Annotated in this window: 13 protein-coding genes; 4 read left to right on the top strand and 9 right to left on the bottom strand. The window is 33.8% G+C overall.

Translation table 11 applies throughout. The features are described 5' to 3' along the window. A partial coding sequence (locus ACJJV4_RS07510; protein ID WP_405293026.1) for a T9SS type A sorting domain-containing protein occupies window positions 1–1,412 on the top strand: 1,412 nt, incomplete at its 5' end. A 96-nt stretch (window positions 1,413–1,508) separates the two neighbouring features. On the opposite strand, the gene ACJJV4_RS07505 is transcribed toward ACJJV4_RS07510, so the two are convergent. Then, complete coding sequence (locus tag ACJJV4_RS07505; protein ID WP_405293024.1) at window positions 1,509–3,941, bottom strand: zinc-dependent metalloprotease; 2,433 nt, start codon at window positions 3,939–3,941, stop codon at window positions 1,509–1,511. A 641-nt stretch (window positions 3,942–4,582) separates the two neighbouring features. Here ACJJV4_RS07505 and ACJJV4_RS07500 point away from each other — a divergent pair. Both ACJJV4_RS07500 and ACJJV4_RS07495 read left to right on the top strand, forming a co-directional pair. Then, the gene (locus ACJJV4_RS07500) at window positions 4,583–5,236 is read left to right on the top strand and encodes a hypothetical protein (protein WP_405293022.1); all 654 of its coding nucleotides are present in this window, start codon (window positions 4,583–4,585) and stop codon (window positions 5,234–5,236) included. Continuing rightward, complete coding sequence (locus ACJJV4_RS07495) at window positions 5,229–6,284, top strand: alpha/beta fold hydrolase (protein WP_405293020.1); 1,056 nt, start codon at window positions 5,229–5,231, stop codon at window positions 6,282–6,284. Before ACJJV4_RS07500 ends, ACJJV4_RS07495 begins: the two co-directional genes overlap by 8 nt. A gap of 76 nt (window positions 6,285–6,360) precedes the next feature. Here ACJJV4_RS07495 and leuB read toward each other — a convergent pair whose 3' ends face one another. The 6 genes from leuB to ACJJV4_RS07465 form a co-directional block, all read right to left on the bottom strand. Beyond that, entirely contained in the window at window positions 6,361–7,419 is a 1,059-nt protein-coding gene (gene leuB / locus ACJJV4_RS07490; RefSeq protein WP_405293018.1) for a 3-isopropylmalate dehydrogenase, read from the bottom strand. 180 nt (window positions 7,420–7,599) lie between these two features. Further along, entirely contained in the window at window positions 7,600–9,117 is a 1,518-nt protein-coding gene (locus ACJJV4_RS07485; protein ID WP_405293016.1) for an alpha-isopropylmalate synthase regulatory domain-containing protein, read from the bottom strand. A gap of 4 nt (window positions 9,118–9,121) precedes the next feature. Next, complete coding sequence (gene leuD, locus ACJJV4_RS07480) at window positions 9,122–9,718, bottom strand: 3-isopropylmalate dehydratase small subunit (RefSeq protein ID WP_405293014.1); 597 nt, start codon at window positions 9,716–9,718, stop codon at window positions 9,122–9,124. Window positions 9,719–9,836: 118 nt separating this feature from the next. Continuing rightward, window positions 9,837–11,231: a 3-isopropylmalate dehydratase large subunit gene (leuC, locus tag ACJJV4_RS07475; RefSeq protein WP_405293012.1), complete on the bottom strand. Its 1,395-nt coding sequence runs from the start codon at window positions 11,229–11,231 to the stop codon at window positions 9,837–9,839. Between the two features lie 201 nt (window positions 11,232–11,432). Beyond that, window positions 11,433–11,816: an acyl-CoA thioesterase gene (locus ACJJV4_RS07470; RefSeq protein ID WP_405293010.1), complete on the bottom strand. Its 384-nt coding sequence runs from the start codon at window positions 11,814–11,816 to the stop codon at window positions 11,433–11,435. Between the two features lie 109 nt (window positions 11,817–11,925). After that, window positions 11,926–12,813, bottom strand: a complete 888-nt coding sequence (locus ACJJV4_RS07465) for a DUF72 domain-containing protein (protein WP_405293008.1) — start codon at window positions 12,811–12,813, stop codon at window positions 11,926–11,928. Window positions 12,814–12,965: 152 nt separating this feature from the next. Between ACJJV4_RS07465 and ACJJV4_RS07460 the strand changes: the two genes are divergently transcribed. After that, window positions 12,966–13,382 (top strand): glyoxalase, encoded by a 417-nt coding sequence (locus ACJJV4_RS07460; protein WP_405293006.1) that lies wholly within the window; start codon window positions 12,966–12,968, stop codon window positions 13,380–13,382. Between the two features lie 115 nt (window positions 13,383–13,497). Here ACJJV4_RS07460 and ACJJV4_RS07455 read toward each other — a convergent pair whose 3' ends face one another. Both ACJJV4_RS07455 and ACJJV4_RS07450 read right to left on the bottom strand, forming a co-directional pair. Then, window positions 13,498–14,181, bottom strand: a complete 684-nt coding sequence (locus ACJJV4_RS07455) for a DUF2461 domain-containing protein (protein WP_405293004.1) — start codon at window positions 14,179–14,181, stop codon at window positions 13,498–13,500. 89 nt (window positions 14,182–14,270) lie between these two features. After that, the gene (locus ACJJV4_RS07450) at window positions 14,271–14,825 is read right to left on the bottom strand and encodes a hypothetical protein (protein WP_405293002.1); all 555 of its coding nucleotides are present in this window, start codon (window positions 14,823–14,825) and stop codon (window positions 14,271–14,273) included. Window positions 14,826–14,849: the final 24 nt, after the last annotated feature.

Genomic DNA, 14,849 nt, shown 5'->3' with positions numbered 1-14,849 from the left:
CTGCAGCTTATTGTGTGGATAGCACAGACCCTACGCCTACAATCACTGGTTTAGCTGGTGGAACATTTTCATCTACAGCAGGTCTTTCAGTTAATGCTTCTACAGGAACTATTGATAATTCAGCATCGACTGCAGGTAGTTATATCGTTACTTATACAACTTTTGGACCTTGTCCAAATAGTTGGGATGTTTTAATTACTATAAATACTTTACCAACAGTAACCTTTACAGCCCCTGAAGACTTATGTTTGGATGCTGGCGTTCAAGCTGGTTTAGGCGGTGGAACGGCTACCGGAGGTGTGTATTCTGGAACTGGTGTTACTGACGATGGTAATGGAATGACGTACTCTTTTGACCCAGCTGCCGCTGGTGTTGGAATTCATACTATAACATATACATTAACCAATGCTAATGGATGCACAAACGCGGTTAGCGATGATGTTGAAGTTACTAATACTGATGCCCCCAATGTTGATATTATTACTGTTGGTTTAACAGGGGATTGTGCTCTATTTAGTACAGGCTTTACTAAAATAGACAATCTAAATGGTAAAAACGTCTATTTATCTAATTTAGACGAATTTCCTCTTGGAGTTGGTTTTGACGGCACAAAATGGGTTTTATTCGCTATGGACATTGAAAATACAGGGTTTGAAAACACAAGTGTTCCTTCGGGGTTAACTCCGCCGCTAACAGGATGGGTTCCAACTCAATGTTTTAACGGTACAATGGATATCCATATAGGAGCATATGTTTGCTACGGAGGTACTATTGCAAACTTATCATCGCTTTTCTCTGAAGATAATATAAAAGTTTATGCTGATGATACTACAGAAACAGCTCTAGCAGAAACAGACTTAGTAATAGATGGGAATACGTATTACATTTCGAGCACTGAAAATAGTTGTGAAAGCGCACGTTCTATGATTGAAGTTAGCGTTGGCTCACAAATTGTTGATACTGTTACAGAAAATGCAGGTGTAATAACAGCAACTCAAACAGGTGCATCGTACCAATGGTATGCATGCGGTGATGATGGCGGATTAATTGAAAATGAAACAAGTCAAAGTTTTACGCCATCTACAACAGGAAGTTACAAGGTAATAATTAGTGTTATGGGTTGTTCGGTAGAATCTACTTGTGTTACTGTTGCTACTTTAGGCACAACAGATTTAGTAGATAATAAATCTAAAGAATTCTCAATGTATCCAAACCCAAGTTCTAGCCATGTTAAAATAAAATCTAGTTTAGGCGGACGTTTTTCAATTATGAACCAATTAGGGCAAAAGGTAAAAACCTTTAATGCAGAAGCAGCTATTGAAACTACTGTTTATGTCGGAAACTTAAGCGAAGGCATGTATTTTGTACAAGGAACCGATGGCATTTCTAAAAAATTAATGATAAAAAAATAGTATCCCTAGGTTAAAAATAAGCATAAAAAAAGAGCGTGAATTCTAAATTAGAGTTCACGCTCTTTTATTTTATCATATAGTTCTAAAGCATTGCTCCTACTTAGGATCTAAAATAGTATTAATCCGTTCTAAACAATCTTTATAGTGATACTTTGTAGTTGTGTATGTAGAACGATAAGACGCACTAATAACAATCTTTTTTAATACAGACAATTCACCTCTGGCCAAAGCTCTAACATCTGACGATTCAGTCATTAAAAAAGCCATACGCTCAATATACGCACGTTGTAAATTACGACGGTATATATCCACATTTTTAGTGGCATTAGCTTCTGCCCAAAGCCCTTTACGTACATCTTGTATTAACTCTAATGCAGAATAATTGTTTACATCTATAGTTTCATGATCAATTAAGCGCTCTAATATCTCATGGCTTAATAATTTATTTAAAAAACTACTTTGGTATTTACCTAAACGCGCTGTGTAACCTTCAAAATTTGTTTGACTTAGAAGTTGTTTTTCAACTAACCAACTCGGTGTTGTAAATGCATTTTCGTGCAACCATTGCACCGATGCCTTCTGGGTTGCCTTAGGCACAGCTTTAAACGGAATTCCGGACTGGTTCGGGTTAATTAAATGCTCATGTACACCACCAACATTGGTTAATACATGGCTAATATAACGTCGCCAAGCTCCAAACAATTCACTATACAACTCCTCTAAATCATCGTAATTATTTGTGATATCACTGGTCCATTCTGGTAAATGAATAGAAACATACTTTAAGTTTTTAAGCGCATACGTACTGGCTTTTATGGCATCGTTTCCAATATCTTCTGTTTGTGATGTAGGATCAAAACGACTTCCTTGCTTTCCAAAGATATATTTTGGATCACCAGCCTTTTCAAGAATCCAAGCATCTAAAGTTTTTAATTCTGCTTCAGGAGTGCGCGCTTCTGGTATTACACGATATCCCCAATTAATGGCATAATCATCATAAGGCCCTAATTGCCTTACAAACCTAATGTTTTGGTCTCCAGGTTGTGCAATATAATTATAACGTGCATAATCCATAATAGTAGAAGCAATACCATTCTTTTGTGTAAACTCGCCATTTCTATAGCTTTCAACATCATAGGCCTTACTCGCACTCATATTATGTGGTAACCCTAACGTGTGCCCTACTTCGTGAGCTATTACCATTTTCATCATTTCGCCAATGTCCTCTTTTGGTGTATTTAATGTTCTAGCCGCGGGATTAGCAGCACCCGTTTCAATGAGATATCGATTTCTATAAGAACGTAAGTGGTTATGGTACCAAATTATGTCACTTTCAATAATTTCTCCGGTTCTTGGGTCTGATACACTTGGTCCCATCGCATTTCTAGTCGTACTCGCCACATAACGAATTACAGAATAACGAATATCTTCAGGGCTAAAATCAGGATCTTCTTCTTTAGTAGGCGGATCTTTTGCAATTATAGCATTCTTAAAGCCGGCTTTCTCAAATGGACCTTGCCATAACTCTACTCCTTCCTTAATATATTTACGCAAGTTTTCTGGCGTAGCAGGATCTAAATAATATACAATTGGTTTTATAGGTTCTACCAATTCTCCACGAGCATAAGCTTCAGGATCTTTAGGCTCCATACGCCATTTTCGAATATAGGTTTTGGTATCAGATTTTAATGCTTCACTTCCGTAATCAATATAATCTAAAGTAAACCAACCAACACGCTCATCGGAAAAACGAGGTTGCATAGGCTGTTCTGGTAACAAAATCATAGATTGATTCATTTGTAAACTTATAGATTCAGCACTTCTAAAAGCAGGCGGTGCAGATGCATTATAAGTCATATCTTGCACAACCTCAATATTTTTAGGGAAACTCTTAATGCTATGTATAAAACTTCTAGAATCGTCTAAGTTTTTCACCTTATATTCATTACGCATTCTGGCCGGCAAACCGCTAATAGCTTTTACATCACTAGAGTAAAATTTAGTAACATCAATAACCACAGCTGTTGAGTCTTTACTAAAGGCATTGATATCAAAAGCATAGAGCGTAGGTTCGTAATGATTTGATTTAACGGATATACTGATTGGTAGTTCTTCATTCGCAACCGCGTTGTATGATTTCTCTTTAATCAATATTTTATCCTGAAAACGTTCCCAAGTTACTAAACGTGAATTGGTTTTAGTTCCGGCATTAACATAACCATCTCCCAAATTTTCTGGTAGTTTAGATATTCTACTTACCAAAAGCATATCTTTCCCTAAATACTGTATAGGTATTTCAAAAAAATAAGAAGCTCCAACGTGGTGTGTTTTAAATAAACCATCATTAGAAACAGCCTTTTTAGTTATTACCTCATTATACGGTTTAATTTTACCTTCTTTTTTCTTTTCAACAGTTTTAGATATCTCACTATTATCTTTTTTATTCTTTTTCCGTTTAGATTGAGCCTGGCTAGTTACAGAAGCCAATAAAAAAAATAGGGATGTTGTTAGAAGTATGACCTTTTTCATAAAAATTAAGTATATAATCTTTAAAAGTATAAAATTAATAGCGTTAGCTCCTTTTATTTCACAAAACTTTAATTTAAAGAAATTATGCTATTATGAATTTAAAGATTTTTGATCCTTTTAATTCTAATTTACTATTTAGTAAAGGTGAAAATAGCAAGAATAGCAATTCACAAAATAAGCATATCTTGATTATCATTTTAAATAGAACAGAATTTAAAATTGGTTAGAGAGTAATGCTTTTAGTAAAATCGTTTAACCTTATTCGCGGAATATGTTTTTATAGAAAAATTCAAAAAGCAAAAATAAGATACCTAAACAAGCACACTTAGCCTTCTATTGCATAAAAATCTAGGGGTTTATCAGTAATTTATATTCTAAAACCGATGCAGGTGTAATTACATATATATGTATAACAAGAAAACCTGTTAAGCCTAACACTTAACAGGTTTTATTATATACATTAAATTTTAGTAGTCTAGATATTATAAAAACGCAAACTTCCTTATTAATCTATAATTACAAATCTTCACTGCTGCTTAATTTTAAAACTAAAATTAGTATATATTTATGTTTTAATTGGCTCATTATTAACAGCATTCATTAAAAACATAGAATAGATTTGTTTTCAAAACACAATATCTATGAAAATAAAATTACACTTATTAATTCTTGTATCAGTATTTTTTTTAAAAGTTGGATTAGCTCAAGAATTGCAGAAAATTAAAAAACCAACCGATTTATCCTCCTCTTCCTTTTTAAATAGAATAGAATTTAAAGTGGGCTACCATGGTAGTATATTTTGGAATAATGGATTAAGTTTTGGAGCAGAATATCTTTGGAAAGAAAACACTAAAACGAAAAATAGAAAACGCGGACTGAGAACAAACACGCATCAGTTTCTTTTAAATGCTAATTTAGGGTTCGAAACTAATTTTTCATCAACGACCAATACAGGTGCTTTTCTTTATTCTGGTATTACTTGGCGACGCACAAATAAAAAAGGTAAACAATTTAGTATTGAAGTGAATCCGTTAGGCTATTACCGTTCTTTTTTACCCGAAACATACAAAGTTACCGGCGATAAAGTAGATAAAGTATTTCTACCCGGAAGAAGCTATTATGCACCATCTATTTCTGTTGGGATTGGAAAACAAAGACCAGGCAAAAAAATTGCAGGACGCTATTTCAATATAAATTTCATGCTAAGAACACCATACAATGCAGGAGCATTACCTGCTTTTAACTTTGAATATGGTTATCGGTTTAATTTTAAAAAGAAAATGAGAGATGAATAAAACATTACATAATTACTCAAAAATCGGACTGCTAGTTGTTGCATTATGTGCCGTTTTTTCATGTACTAGCGATGATAATTTAGCCCAATTAGATGCCACCATTTTTGTACGCCATAAAGATGCAGACATGCCTGCTTATATTCATGGTAACGCTACAGATAAAACATTTTTAATTATTTTACATGGTGGCCCAGGCGGTAATGGATTAAGTTATCGTGATAATGCTATAAAAACTGAAATAGAAAAAAACTGTGCTGTAGTATATTTTGATCAACGCGGATCTGGAATGTCTCAAGGTGGTTATAACGCAGAAGACTTAACTATTGATATAATGGTAGACGACGTTTTAGCATTGGTAAAAGTCATAAAACATAAATACGGTAGCGATTCTAAATTGTTCCTTATGGGACATAGTTGGGGCGGAACATTAGGCTCAGCAACATTAATAAAGGATGAAAGTGATTTCTCAGGATGGATTGAAGTTGATGGAGCCCATAATCCAAAAGGGCTTTACTTCGAATATATATCTAATTTTAAAAATATAGCTTTAGAACAAATGGAAGCTGGTAATAGTCTGAGTTTTTGGGAAGATGCACTAGATTTAGTTGCTAATGTAAATCCTGATTTTTATAATGAAACCGATTTTTTTAAATTGAATATAAAGGCACATAAAGCTGATGACACCTTTAGAAACGATAATATAATCAACAAACCACCAGAGACTATTAGCAATAATTTAGCTTTTAAATATAACATTTTAACCATGCTTTGGACAGGTGATAAAACACAATCTATATTAAGAGACAAAGGCTTGTGGGAAACTGTAGATTACACCAGCAACCTTTCAGAAATAACCATTCCTTCACTCGTTTTATGGGGTAAACATGATGCCGTTGTACCACCATATTTTGCTCAAGAAGCTTTCGACAATTTAGGCTCTAGCAAAAAAGAATTAGTGCTATTTGAAAAATCTGGGCATTCTCCTATGTTTAACGAACCTGACTTATTTGCAGAAAAAGTAATTCAGTTTATTAATGAAAACAAATAGTATTTAACATATTATAAAAACAAAAAACCTGTTAAGCATAACACTTAACAGGTTTTTTAATATATATATTAGTAGCCTAGATATTAGCTGCTAAATAATCTCCTACAGCATTTGTACCATAAGCTTTTCCGCCATCGGCTAAATCTTCAGTAACAATACCTTCAGCTAAAGCTTTATTTACAGCATCTCTAATTACTTTTCCTTCTTCAGGTAAATTAAAAGCAATTTCAAACATCATAGCTGCAGATAATACCATAGCCATTGGGTTAGCAATATCTAAACCTGTTGCTTGTGGGTAAGACCCGTGAATTGGCTCGAATAAAGCAATATCAGATCCCATAGATGCCGATGGCATTAATCCCATAGACCCAGAAATAACCGAAGCTTCATCGGTTAAAATATCACCAAATAAGTTTTCAGTAATTAAAACATCATAACTATTAGGCCATTGTACCAAACGCATAGCAACGGCATCAACAAGCTCGTAGCTTACCTCCACCTCAGGGTAATCCTTCTCCATAGCTTGTACAGTTTCTCTCCATAAGCGCGATGTTTCCATAACGTTAGCCTTATCAACACAACACAATCTTTTAGAACGCGTCATCGCTAATTCAAAACCTTTTTTAGCTAAACGTTGCACTTCCATACGTGTATATACACAATTATCGTAAGCCGTTTCGCCATCGTCTCTTCTACCCTTTTCACCAAAGTAAATACCACCAGTAAGTTCGCGTAAAAACACTAAATCTGTACCTTCAATACGTTCCTGCTTTAAAGGCGATTTATCTAATAACGACGGAAACGTAAATGTTGGACGCAAATTAGCAAATAAACCAAGTTGCTTACGCATTTGAAGTAAACCATTTTCTGGACGAACTTTTGCTGACGGATCGTTATCAAAACGAGGTAAACCAATAGCTCCAAATAAAACAGCATCCGAAGCTAAACAAACTTGGTGCGTACTATCTGGGTAAGGTTCTCCAACAGCATCAATGGCAGCTGCACCAGTTAAGGCCGGTTTCCAAGTTATCTCATGTCCAAATTTTTTCGCAACCGCTTCACTAACTTTTTGTGCTTGCTCCATTACTTCAGGTCCAATCCCGTCACCTGCTAAAACTGCAATATTAAATTTCATCTTTATTTATTTTAAACTTTAAATTCTATTTATTTTTTGGGCGTTCCCCGAGGGTCGGGCTTTCACTACTCGCTTCCTCCTAAAGTCGGCGAGCTCAAACATGCCGTTCAATCCCTAACGCGGGCAAGTTTGCTATCTTATAACATACAGCTAGATAATCTCAGTTTACAATAAACTAATTCAGCTAACCACAATATTAAGCATCTTTTCAGTTGCTTTTATAGCAGAAACCGTTTGATCGGAATCTAAACCACGTGTTTTAAATTCCCTTTCAGTACTTTTCCATGTAATAATGGTTTCACAAAGCGCATCAGAGTTACTTCCCGGCGGAATTCGTACTGCATAATCCACTAATTTAGGTAACTTTAATTGTTTCTGTTTAAAAACACTTTTAATAGCATTCATGAATGCATCAAACTGGCCATCTCCATGAGCGCTTTCTTCAAAAACTTCTTCATTTATAGTAAGCGAAACTGTAGTAGTTGGTTTTAAACCCATAGCATGCGTAAGCACATATGCGTTTACTTTTACCTTTTCCTCATAACTTCTGTCTAAAACATCCGAAATAATATACGGCAAATCCTCCTTGGTAACAACCTGCTTTTTATCGCCCAACTCAATAATACGCTGGGTTACTTTTTTAAGATCTTCATCATCAAGCTGAAGTCCTAATTCTTGTAAATTCTTCTGAATATTAGCCTTTCCAGACGATTTACCCAAAGCATACTTTCGAGTTCTTCCAAAACGCTCAGGCATTAAATCACTGAAATACAAATTGTTTTTATTATCGCCATCGGCATGTATTCCCGCAGTTTGCGTAAACACATTGGCACCAACAACGGGCTTATTAGCAGGTATCATAAAACCAGAAAAGGTTTCTATAAGTTTACTAATCGTGTATAAAAACGTTTCGTTTACACCAATTTCAATCTCAGGCATAAAATCATTAATAACGGCAATTGTACTAGCCATTGGTGCATTTCCTGCACGTTCGCCCATACCATTTACTGTTAAATGCAAACCATCGGCACCGGCCTTTAAACCAGCCATTACATTGGCAACACCTAAATCATAATCATTATGTGCATGAAAATCGAAATGTAAACTTGGATATTTATCTTTTATTTCTTTTACAAAAGCAAAAGATTCCTCTGGTGTTAATACACCTAAAGTATCAGGAAGCATAATACGCTTTACGGGTTGCGTTGCTAAAAATTCTAGAAAGTCAAAAACATAAGTTTTAGAATTTCGCATACCATTACTCCAATCTTCTAAATAAATATTAGTTTCTATACCGTTCTCTACGGCCAAACTTATATTTTCTTTAATTTCTGTAAAGTGCTGATCTGGAGTTTTCTTAAGCTGATGTGTTAAATGATTCAGTGAACCTTTTGTTAACAGGTTTTGTACCTTTGCTCCTGCTTCTAGCATCCAATTTATAGAGATCCCTTTATCAACAAAAGTTAAAACTTCAACAGCATTTAAATAGTTGCTTTCTTTTGCCCAAGCTGTAACATCTTTAACCGCTTGAAGTTCTCCTTCCGACACACGTGCTGAAGCAATTTCAATACGATCTACTTTTAATTCTTCTAATAAAAGTTTAGCTATAGTGAGTTTTTCAGAAGCAGAAAACGACACGCTCGAGGTTTGTTCACCATCGCGCAATGTCGTATCCATTATTTCTATGTGTTTTGCCATTTTTTTAGAAAGGACGAGATTCTGTAAATGTTTCTATCTCGCTTTTCATACTTTGTAAATAATCGATATCATCAAAACCATTTAACATATTGTCTTTCTTATAACCATTAATATCAAAACTTTCTTTTGTTCCAGAAGAAAGTAACGTAATAGTTTGTGCTTTTAAATCAACTTCTACCTCTGTTTTTGGATCTGCATAAACAGCCTCAAAAATTTCGTTAGAAAATTCTGGGCTAATTTGTACTGGTAAAACACCAATATTTAAGCAGTTATTCTTAAAGATATCTGCAAAAAAGCTAGAAACTACACAACGAAAGCCATAATCGTAAACCGCCCAAGCAGCGTGCTCACGAGAAGATCCAGAACCAAAATTCTTTCCTCCTAATAAAATTTTCCCTGTGTAAATTGGGTTATTTAATATAAAATCTTCTTTTGGTGTATTGTCACCATTGTATCTCCAATCGCGGAATAAATTATCTCCAAAACCATCACGAGTTGTCGCTTTTAAAAAACGAGCTGGTATAATTTGATCTGTATCTACATTCTCTATTGGTAACGGTACTACGCTACTCTTTAATGTTGTAAATTTATCGTATGCCATAATTTTTAGTATTCAGTTGCCAGTGTTCAGTTGGCAGTCAAAAATTTATTTTAATATTTTATGCAGCACTCTTTTTCATTCTATAAAACTGAAAACGACTTACTGCACGCTACAAAACTTATAAAAGCTCTCTCGGGTCTGTTACAACACCTGTAACCGCTGCAGCTGCTGCAACTAACGGGCTAGCTAATAACGTTCTAGACCCTGGTCCTTGGCGACCTTCAAAGTTTCTATTAGATGTACTTACAGCATATTTACCTGCAGGTACTTTATCATCATTCATTGCTAAACAAGCTGAACATCCTGGCTCTCTTAGAACAAACCCGGCTGTTTCAAAAATATCTAATAAACCTTCTTCTTTAATTTTAGCTTCAACAATATGAGAACCTGGTACTAACCAAGCCGTAACATTATCTGCTTTTTTACGACCTTTTACAATCGACGCAAAAGCTCTAAAATCTTCAATACGCCCGTTGGTACAACTTCCAATAAAAACGTAATCGATTTTCTTACCAATCATGGATTCATTCTCAGCATACCCCATATAAGCCAAAGACTTATCATAAGTCGCTTTACCACCTTCTACAGATTCTGCAGACGGAATATTTTTAGAGATACCCATACCCATACCCGGATTTGTTCCGTAAGTAATCATTGGTTCTATATCTGCCGCGTTAAAGACTAAATCTTTATCAAAAGTAGCATCGTCATCGGTTTTTAAAGTTTCCCAATACGTCATCGCCTTGTCCCAATCTGCTCCTTTTGGAGTCATCGCTCTTCCTTTGATATACTCAAATGTTTTTTCATCAGGAGCAATCATTCCTCCACGTGCACCCATCTCTATAGATAAGTTACAAACCGTCATACGGCCTTCCATTGTCATATTTTCAAAAACATCACCTGCATACTCAACAAAATATCCAGTTGCACCAGAAGTTGTTAATTGAGAAATAATGTATAAACCAACATCTTTAGGTGTAACACCTTTACTTAAAGGCCCATTAATGCTAATACGCATTTTTTTAGGTTTTGGTTGCATAATACATTGTGTAGTAAGCACCATTTCAACCTCTGAAGTACCAATACCAAAGGCAATAGCTCCAAAAGCACCATGAGTAGATGTATGTGAATCTCCACAAACAATAGTTGCTCCCGGAAGTGTAATACCGTTTTCTGGTCCTACAACGTGAACAATACCATTATTTTGGTGACCTAATCCCCAGTGACTAATACCATATTGATTAGCATTATCTTCTAAAGTTTTTAACTGATTAGCAGATAAAGGATCTTCAACAGGTAAATGTTGATTAATAGTTGGTGTATTATGATCGGCAACAGCAAATGTACGGTCTGGGTACAAAACGCTTAAGCCTCTACTTTTTAAACCTACAAAAGCTACAGGGCTTGTAACTTCGTGAATTAAGTGACGGTCTATATAAAACACATCTGGTCCATCTGCAATGTTTCGCACAACATGCGAATCCCACACTTTGTCAAATAATGTACTACTCATAAAAAATTTAAATTTTTGTATTAAAATAGCTTTAAAGCTATAAGAGTAACAAATTTAGAGTTTATTACAGTATTTCAAAACTTTATAGTCCTTAGTTACTTTATTTTTATAAAATTACCAACGGAACTGATATTATTTGAATTTAATGCAATAAAACATTAGAATTGATTACAATTTTTAAAAGGTTTTACAGGCTTATTTTTATAACCTATCAGCCACGTATTCAATTTCGGTTTTACCATGTGGTAAGGGCTTGCCATTCGGTCCAATATTAACCATAACAATGTTTGAAATTGTGATAATAGTTTCTCTTGTCATTTTGTTTCGGACCTCTGAACTCAATATAAGCGAAGCTTTTCCGAATTTAACAACTTCAATACCAATTTCTACAATATCACCTTGCCGAGCAGACGATTTAAAATCAATTTCACTGATGTATTTAGTAACCACTCTTTGGTTTTCTAATTGAATAATAGCATAAATAGCAGCTTCTTCATCAATCCACTCTAATAGCTTTCCACCAAACAATGTTCCATTGGCATTTAAATCTTCTGGTTTAACCCATTTTCTAGTATGAAATCTCATATTTATATTTTTTTGTTTCTTAATTAAGATAAAGGTAAAGCATATACTTGTGTTAAAACTGTTATGTTAATTACTCTTACTTATTCGAGTATGTGTTTTTATTATTAACTTAAAATAAAGATTGCTGTTTATCCTCATTCGGAATAATTAAATCATATCCTAACCTTTCATTAACCTGTTTTATAAAATATGCTGAGAGCAATGGCGATTCTACTTCTATATTTTGATGGATGAAGAAATCTATTTCCTTAACACCTTGTTCTTTCCAAACTATTAAACGCTCAATCCAATCATCTAATCGCGTATAATCTGAAGGATGGTTGGCTCCAACATAGCGAACAAAGGCTGTAGAATTAGTTAATCGCATATGCATTAAATCGCGGCGCCCAGCAGTATCAACAATAACGTTGGAGATATTCTTTTCTTCTAAAAGTTGATATAAATCTTCAGAAATCACTTTATCATTATACCAATCGGTATGCCTAAATTCTATAGCCAAAGGAACGGTATTAGGCCATTTTTCCACAAAAGTGACAACTCTTTCAAAATCTTTAGGCGTAAAATTACTATGCATTTGTAAAAACATAGTGCCGAGTTTTTCTTTTAGATGCGATGCATTGTATAAATAATGATCTACTATGTTTTCAATGTCTTTTAAACGCTTAAAATGACTAATTTCTTGATTCAACTTTAGGAAAAACTTAAAACCTTTAGGAGTTTTATCGTGCCAAGTTTCAAACTGTCTGGCAGGAAAAACACTATAAAATGTCGCGTTTAATTCTATTGAATTGAATTGGGAAGCATAATATTTAAGTTCATCTTTTGTGCCACGAGGGTAAAAACCCTTCAAGTCTGCCCTATTCCATTTTGCACAACCTACATAAATATCTGGTACATTATCATCCTTTACTGCTTTTAATACACGCTTAGTATCTTTATGGTCTTGAGGTAAGGTAAAATCAATAGTTTCAGGGTTTGTAACACTGCCAAATTTCATGTAAAACGTTGTTTTAATGCGGTTTAAAAAGATATAATAGAATAAGATTATAAAGATAAAAAAATATAAATGTTAATAACCTCGTGAATAATTAAAAATCAGAAATACTAATAGAGCCTTATTAATTTCTACCTTGAGTAAAAATCAAAACTATGAATTCAAGAGACTTTAATTTGAAGAGTATTCGTCCAGAGATTTTAACAGCAACTATCAATGATGCTATGAGCAGTGAGGAACGTTTCCAAAACCTCGTGCTCCGTCCATGTATTAAAATGCAAAACGATTTACTTATTGCTGCTTTTAGAAATTACATTGTAAAGCATAAATCTGTTTTTCATAATTTAACGCTCGATAAACGCATGGATTATATCGAAAATGCTATTCAGAAAAACATGAAATTTCGAAATTCTTTAAAAGGAATGATAATTGGTGTTTTCACGGTTGAAGAATATTTAATCTATACTGAAAATTCTTCTGCATTAAACAAACGCATGATGAATATTGTAAAAGATAGACTACTTAGCCATATTCAACTTTTTGATAAGCCGGAATTGCGCGAAGCCGTGTAATTTAAAGTAACCCAATGAGTAAAGAGATTTTAAGATAAAACGGCTTAATTTACGAGTTAACCACAAGCTTAAAATCTCTTTTTTTTTGTTGGTTTTTTTATAATAGAATTAAAGATTAATCCTCAATCATTGAAACTCCATTTAAATCAGTAGTTAACACATCGCTCATATAATTAAAAAAAGGACGAATTACCTTAAAAGCAGAACTGACTTCATTTATAAAATTGGGATGTAAAACTTCGGCATCAGTATATTTCTTTATAAAAATGTACTGTTTCTTTTTAATTAAATCGATTGCCTTATCTTCTTTATTAAACCCGCGTGGTGCTGTTTTTACTTCATCTCCAACAAAACCGCCCCAAGTATTTTTAAATTCCTTTTCATTAATAATATCACGAATTTCCGAGTCGTCCATTTCAAACTCTTTGCGAATACGCATTAAATCGGCTGGAGCAGGATCCCAAAATCCAGTAGCAATAAAACTTTCGTTATTAGGCTTTATTTGTACATGATATCCACCACGTAATCTCGGCTTTACTCTATGAAAAGAACCACTAAAATGAGTTTTATATGGTAATTTATTTTTAGAAAATCTCACATCCCTGTAAATTCGAAAAATTTTAAGTTTATCGATTTCATCGTGAGTATTTAACGTCTCTAAAAGCGCATTGTAAAATACTTTTATATCCTTTTGAATAGATTGAAACTCAGCTTTGTTATCGTTAAACCATTCACGATCATTATTTTTTTCTAATTTTTTTAAATATATAAAAGCCGCTTTGGGCACAGAAAAACTCATATTATTATTATCCTTTTATTGAACATCTAAAATACAAAAAGTCCCGAACGAAACGGGACTTTTATTAATAACTTAACACGCTATCTGTATTAGAGCTTTTTAGGTTTATAGGAAACCTTCTCTATCTTTTTAGCATCTTTATTGTAATATTCTACGATAAACTCGCCGTTCTCATTTAAATACCCAATACCATTATAAGTTTTACCTTCTACAATGTAACTACCTGGATTTTTTGTACTCCATGCCTTTCCAACAACAACAAACTCTTTATCATTGTTATCGAAAACAATATTAAACCCACCATCAATAGGCGAAAATTTAAAACTTTTATTATCGCTAACAAAATGAGTTTCTTTGGATAATAAATCGAAATCAGGATCTAAATCGTCATCGACCATCACCATAGTTTCTACTTTTTTAGTTGTAGCAACACGGTCTTGATTTACTTTTTCTTTATCATCTGAGGCTAGTTCCACATTAGATGTTTCTCGTGATATAACTCTAAGTTTACTTTCTATTATTCCTTCACCATTATTATATTTAACGGTTTTCTCAAAGGTTTCTTGTTTAATTTCTTTTGGCTTTTCTTGCGCCATCGCCGTACCACAAATTAGCAGTACAAACATATATATATAATTTTTCATTGTATTTTTTTTTTTAAAATTTGA

It is taken from the genome of Algibacter sp. Ld11, assembly GCF_045066735.1.
Classification (GTDB): Bacteria; Bacteroidota; Bacteroidia; order Flavobacteriales; family Flavobacteriaceae; genus Algibacter.
The sequence above is the reverse complement of the archived record's forward strand: the minus strand, read 5'-3'. Positions and strand labels throughout refer to the sequence as shown.

Bases quoted from the DNA above. Each gene is read 5' to 3' on its own strand.
- ACJJV4_RS07505 (WP_405293024.1), bottom strand. From the start codon at position 3,941: ATGAAAAAGGTCATACTTCTAACAACATCCCTATTTTTTTTATTGGCT.
- ACJJV4_RS07500 (WP_405293022.1), top strand. From the start codon at position 4,583: ATGAAAATAAAATTACACTTATTAATTCTTGTATCAGTATTTTTTTTA.
- ACJJV4_RS07495 (WP_405293020.1), top strand. From the start codon at position 5,229: ATGAATAAAACATTACATAATTACTCAAAAATCGGACTGCTAGTTGTT.
- leuB (WP_405293018.1), bottom strand. From the start codon at position 7,419: ATGAAATTTAATATTGCAGTTTTAGCAGGTGACGGGATTGGACCTGAA.
- ACJJV4_RS07485 (WP_405293016.1), bottom strand. From the start codon at position 9,117: ATGGCAAAACACATAGAAATAATGGATACGACATTGCGCGATGGTGAA.
- leuD (WP_405293014.1), bottom strand. From the start codon at position 9,718: ATGGCATACGATAAATTTACAACATTAAAGAGTAGCGTAGTACCGTTA.
- leuC (WP_405293012.1), bottom strand. From the start codon at position 11,231: ATGAGTAGTACATTATTTGACAAAGTGTGGGATTCGCATGTTGTGCGA.
- ACJJV4_RS07470 (WP_405293010.1), bottom strand. From the start codon at position 11,816: ATGAGATTTCATACTAGAAAATGGGTTAAACCAGAAGATTTAAATGCC.
- ACJJV4_RS07465 (WP_405293008.1), bottom strand. From the start codon at position 12,813: ATGAAATTTGGCAGTGTTACAAACCCTGAAACTATTGATTTTACCTTA.
- ACJJV4_RS07460 (WP_405293006.1), top strand. From the start codon at position 12,966: ATGAATTCAAGAGACTTTAATTTGAAGAGTATTCGTCCAGAGATTTTA.
- ACJJV4_RS07455 (WP_405293004.1), bottom strand. From the start codon at position 14,181: ATGAGTTTTTCTGTGCCCAAAGCGGCTTTTATATATTTAAAAAAATTA.
- ACJJV4_RS07450 (WP_405293002.1), bottom strand. From the start codon at position 14,825: ATGAAAAATTATATATATATGTTTGTACTGCTAATTTGTGGTACGGCG.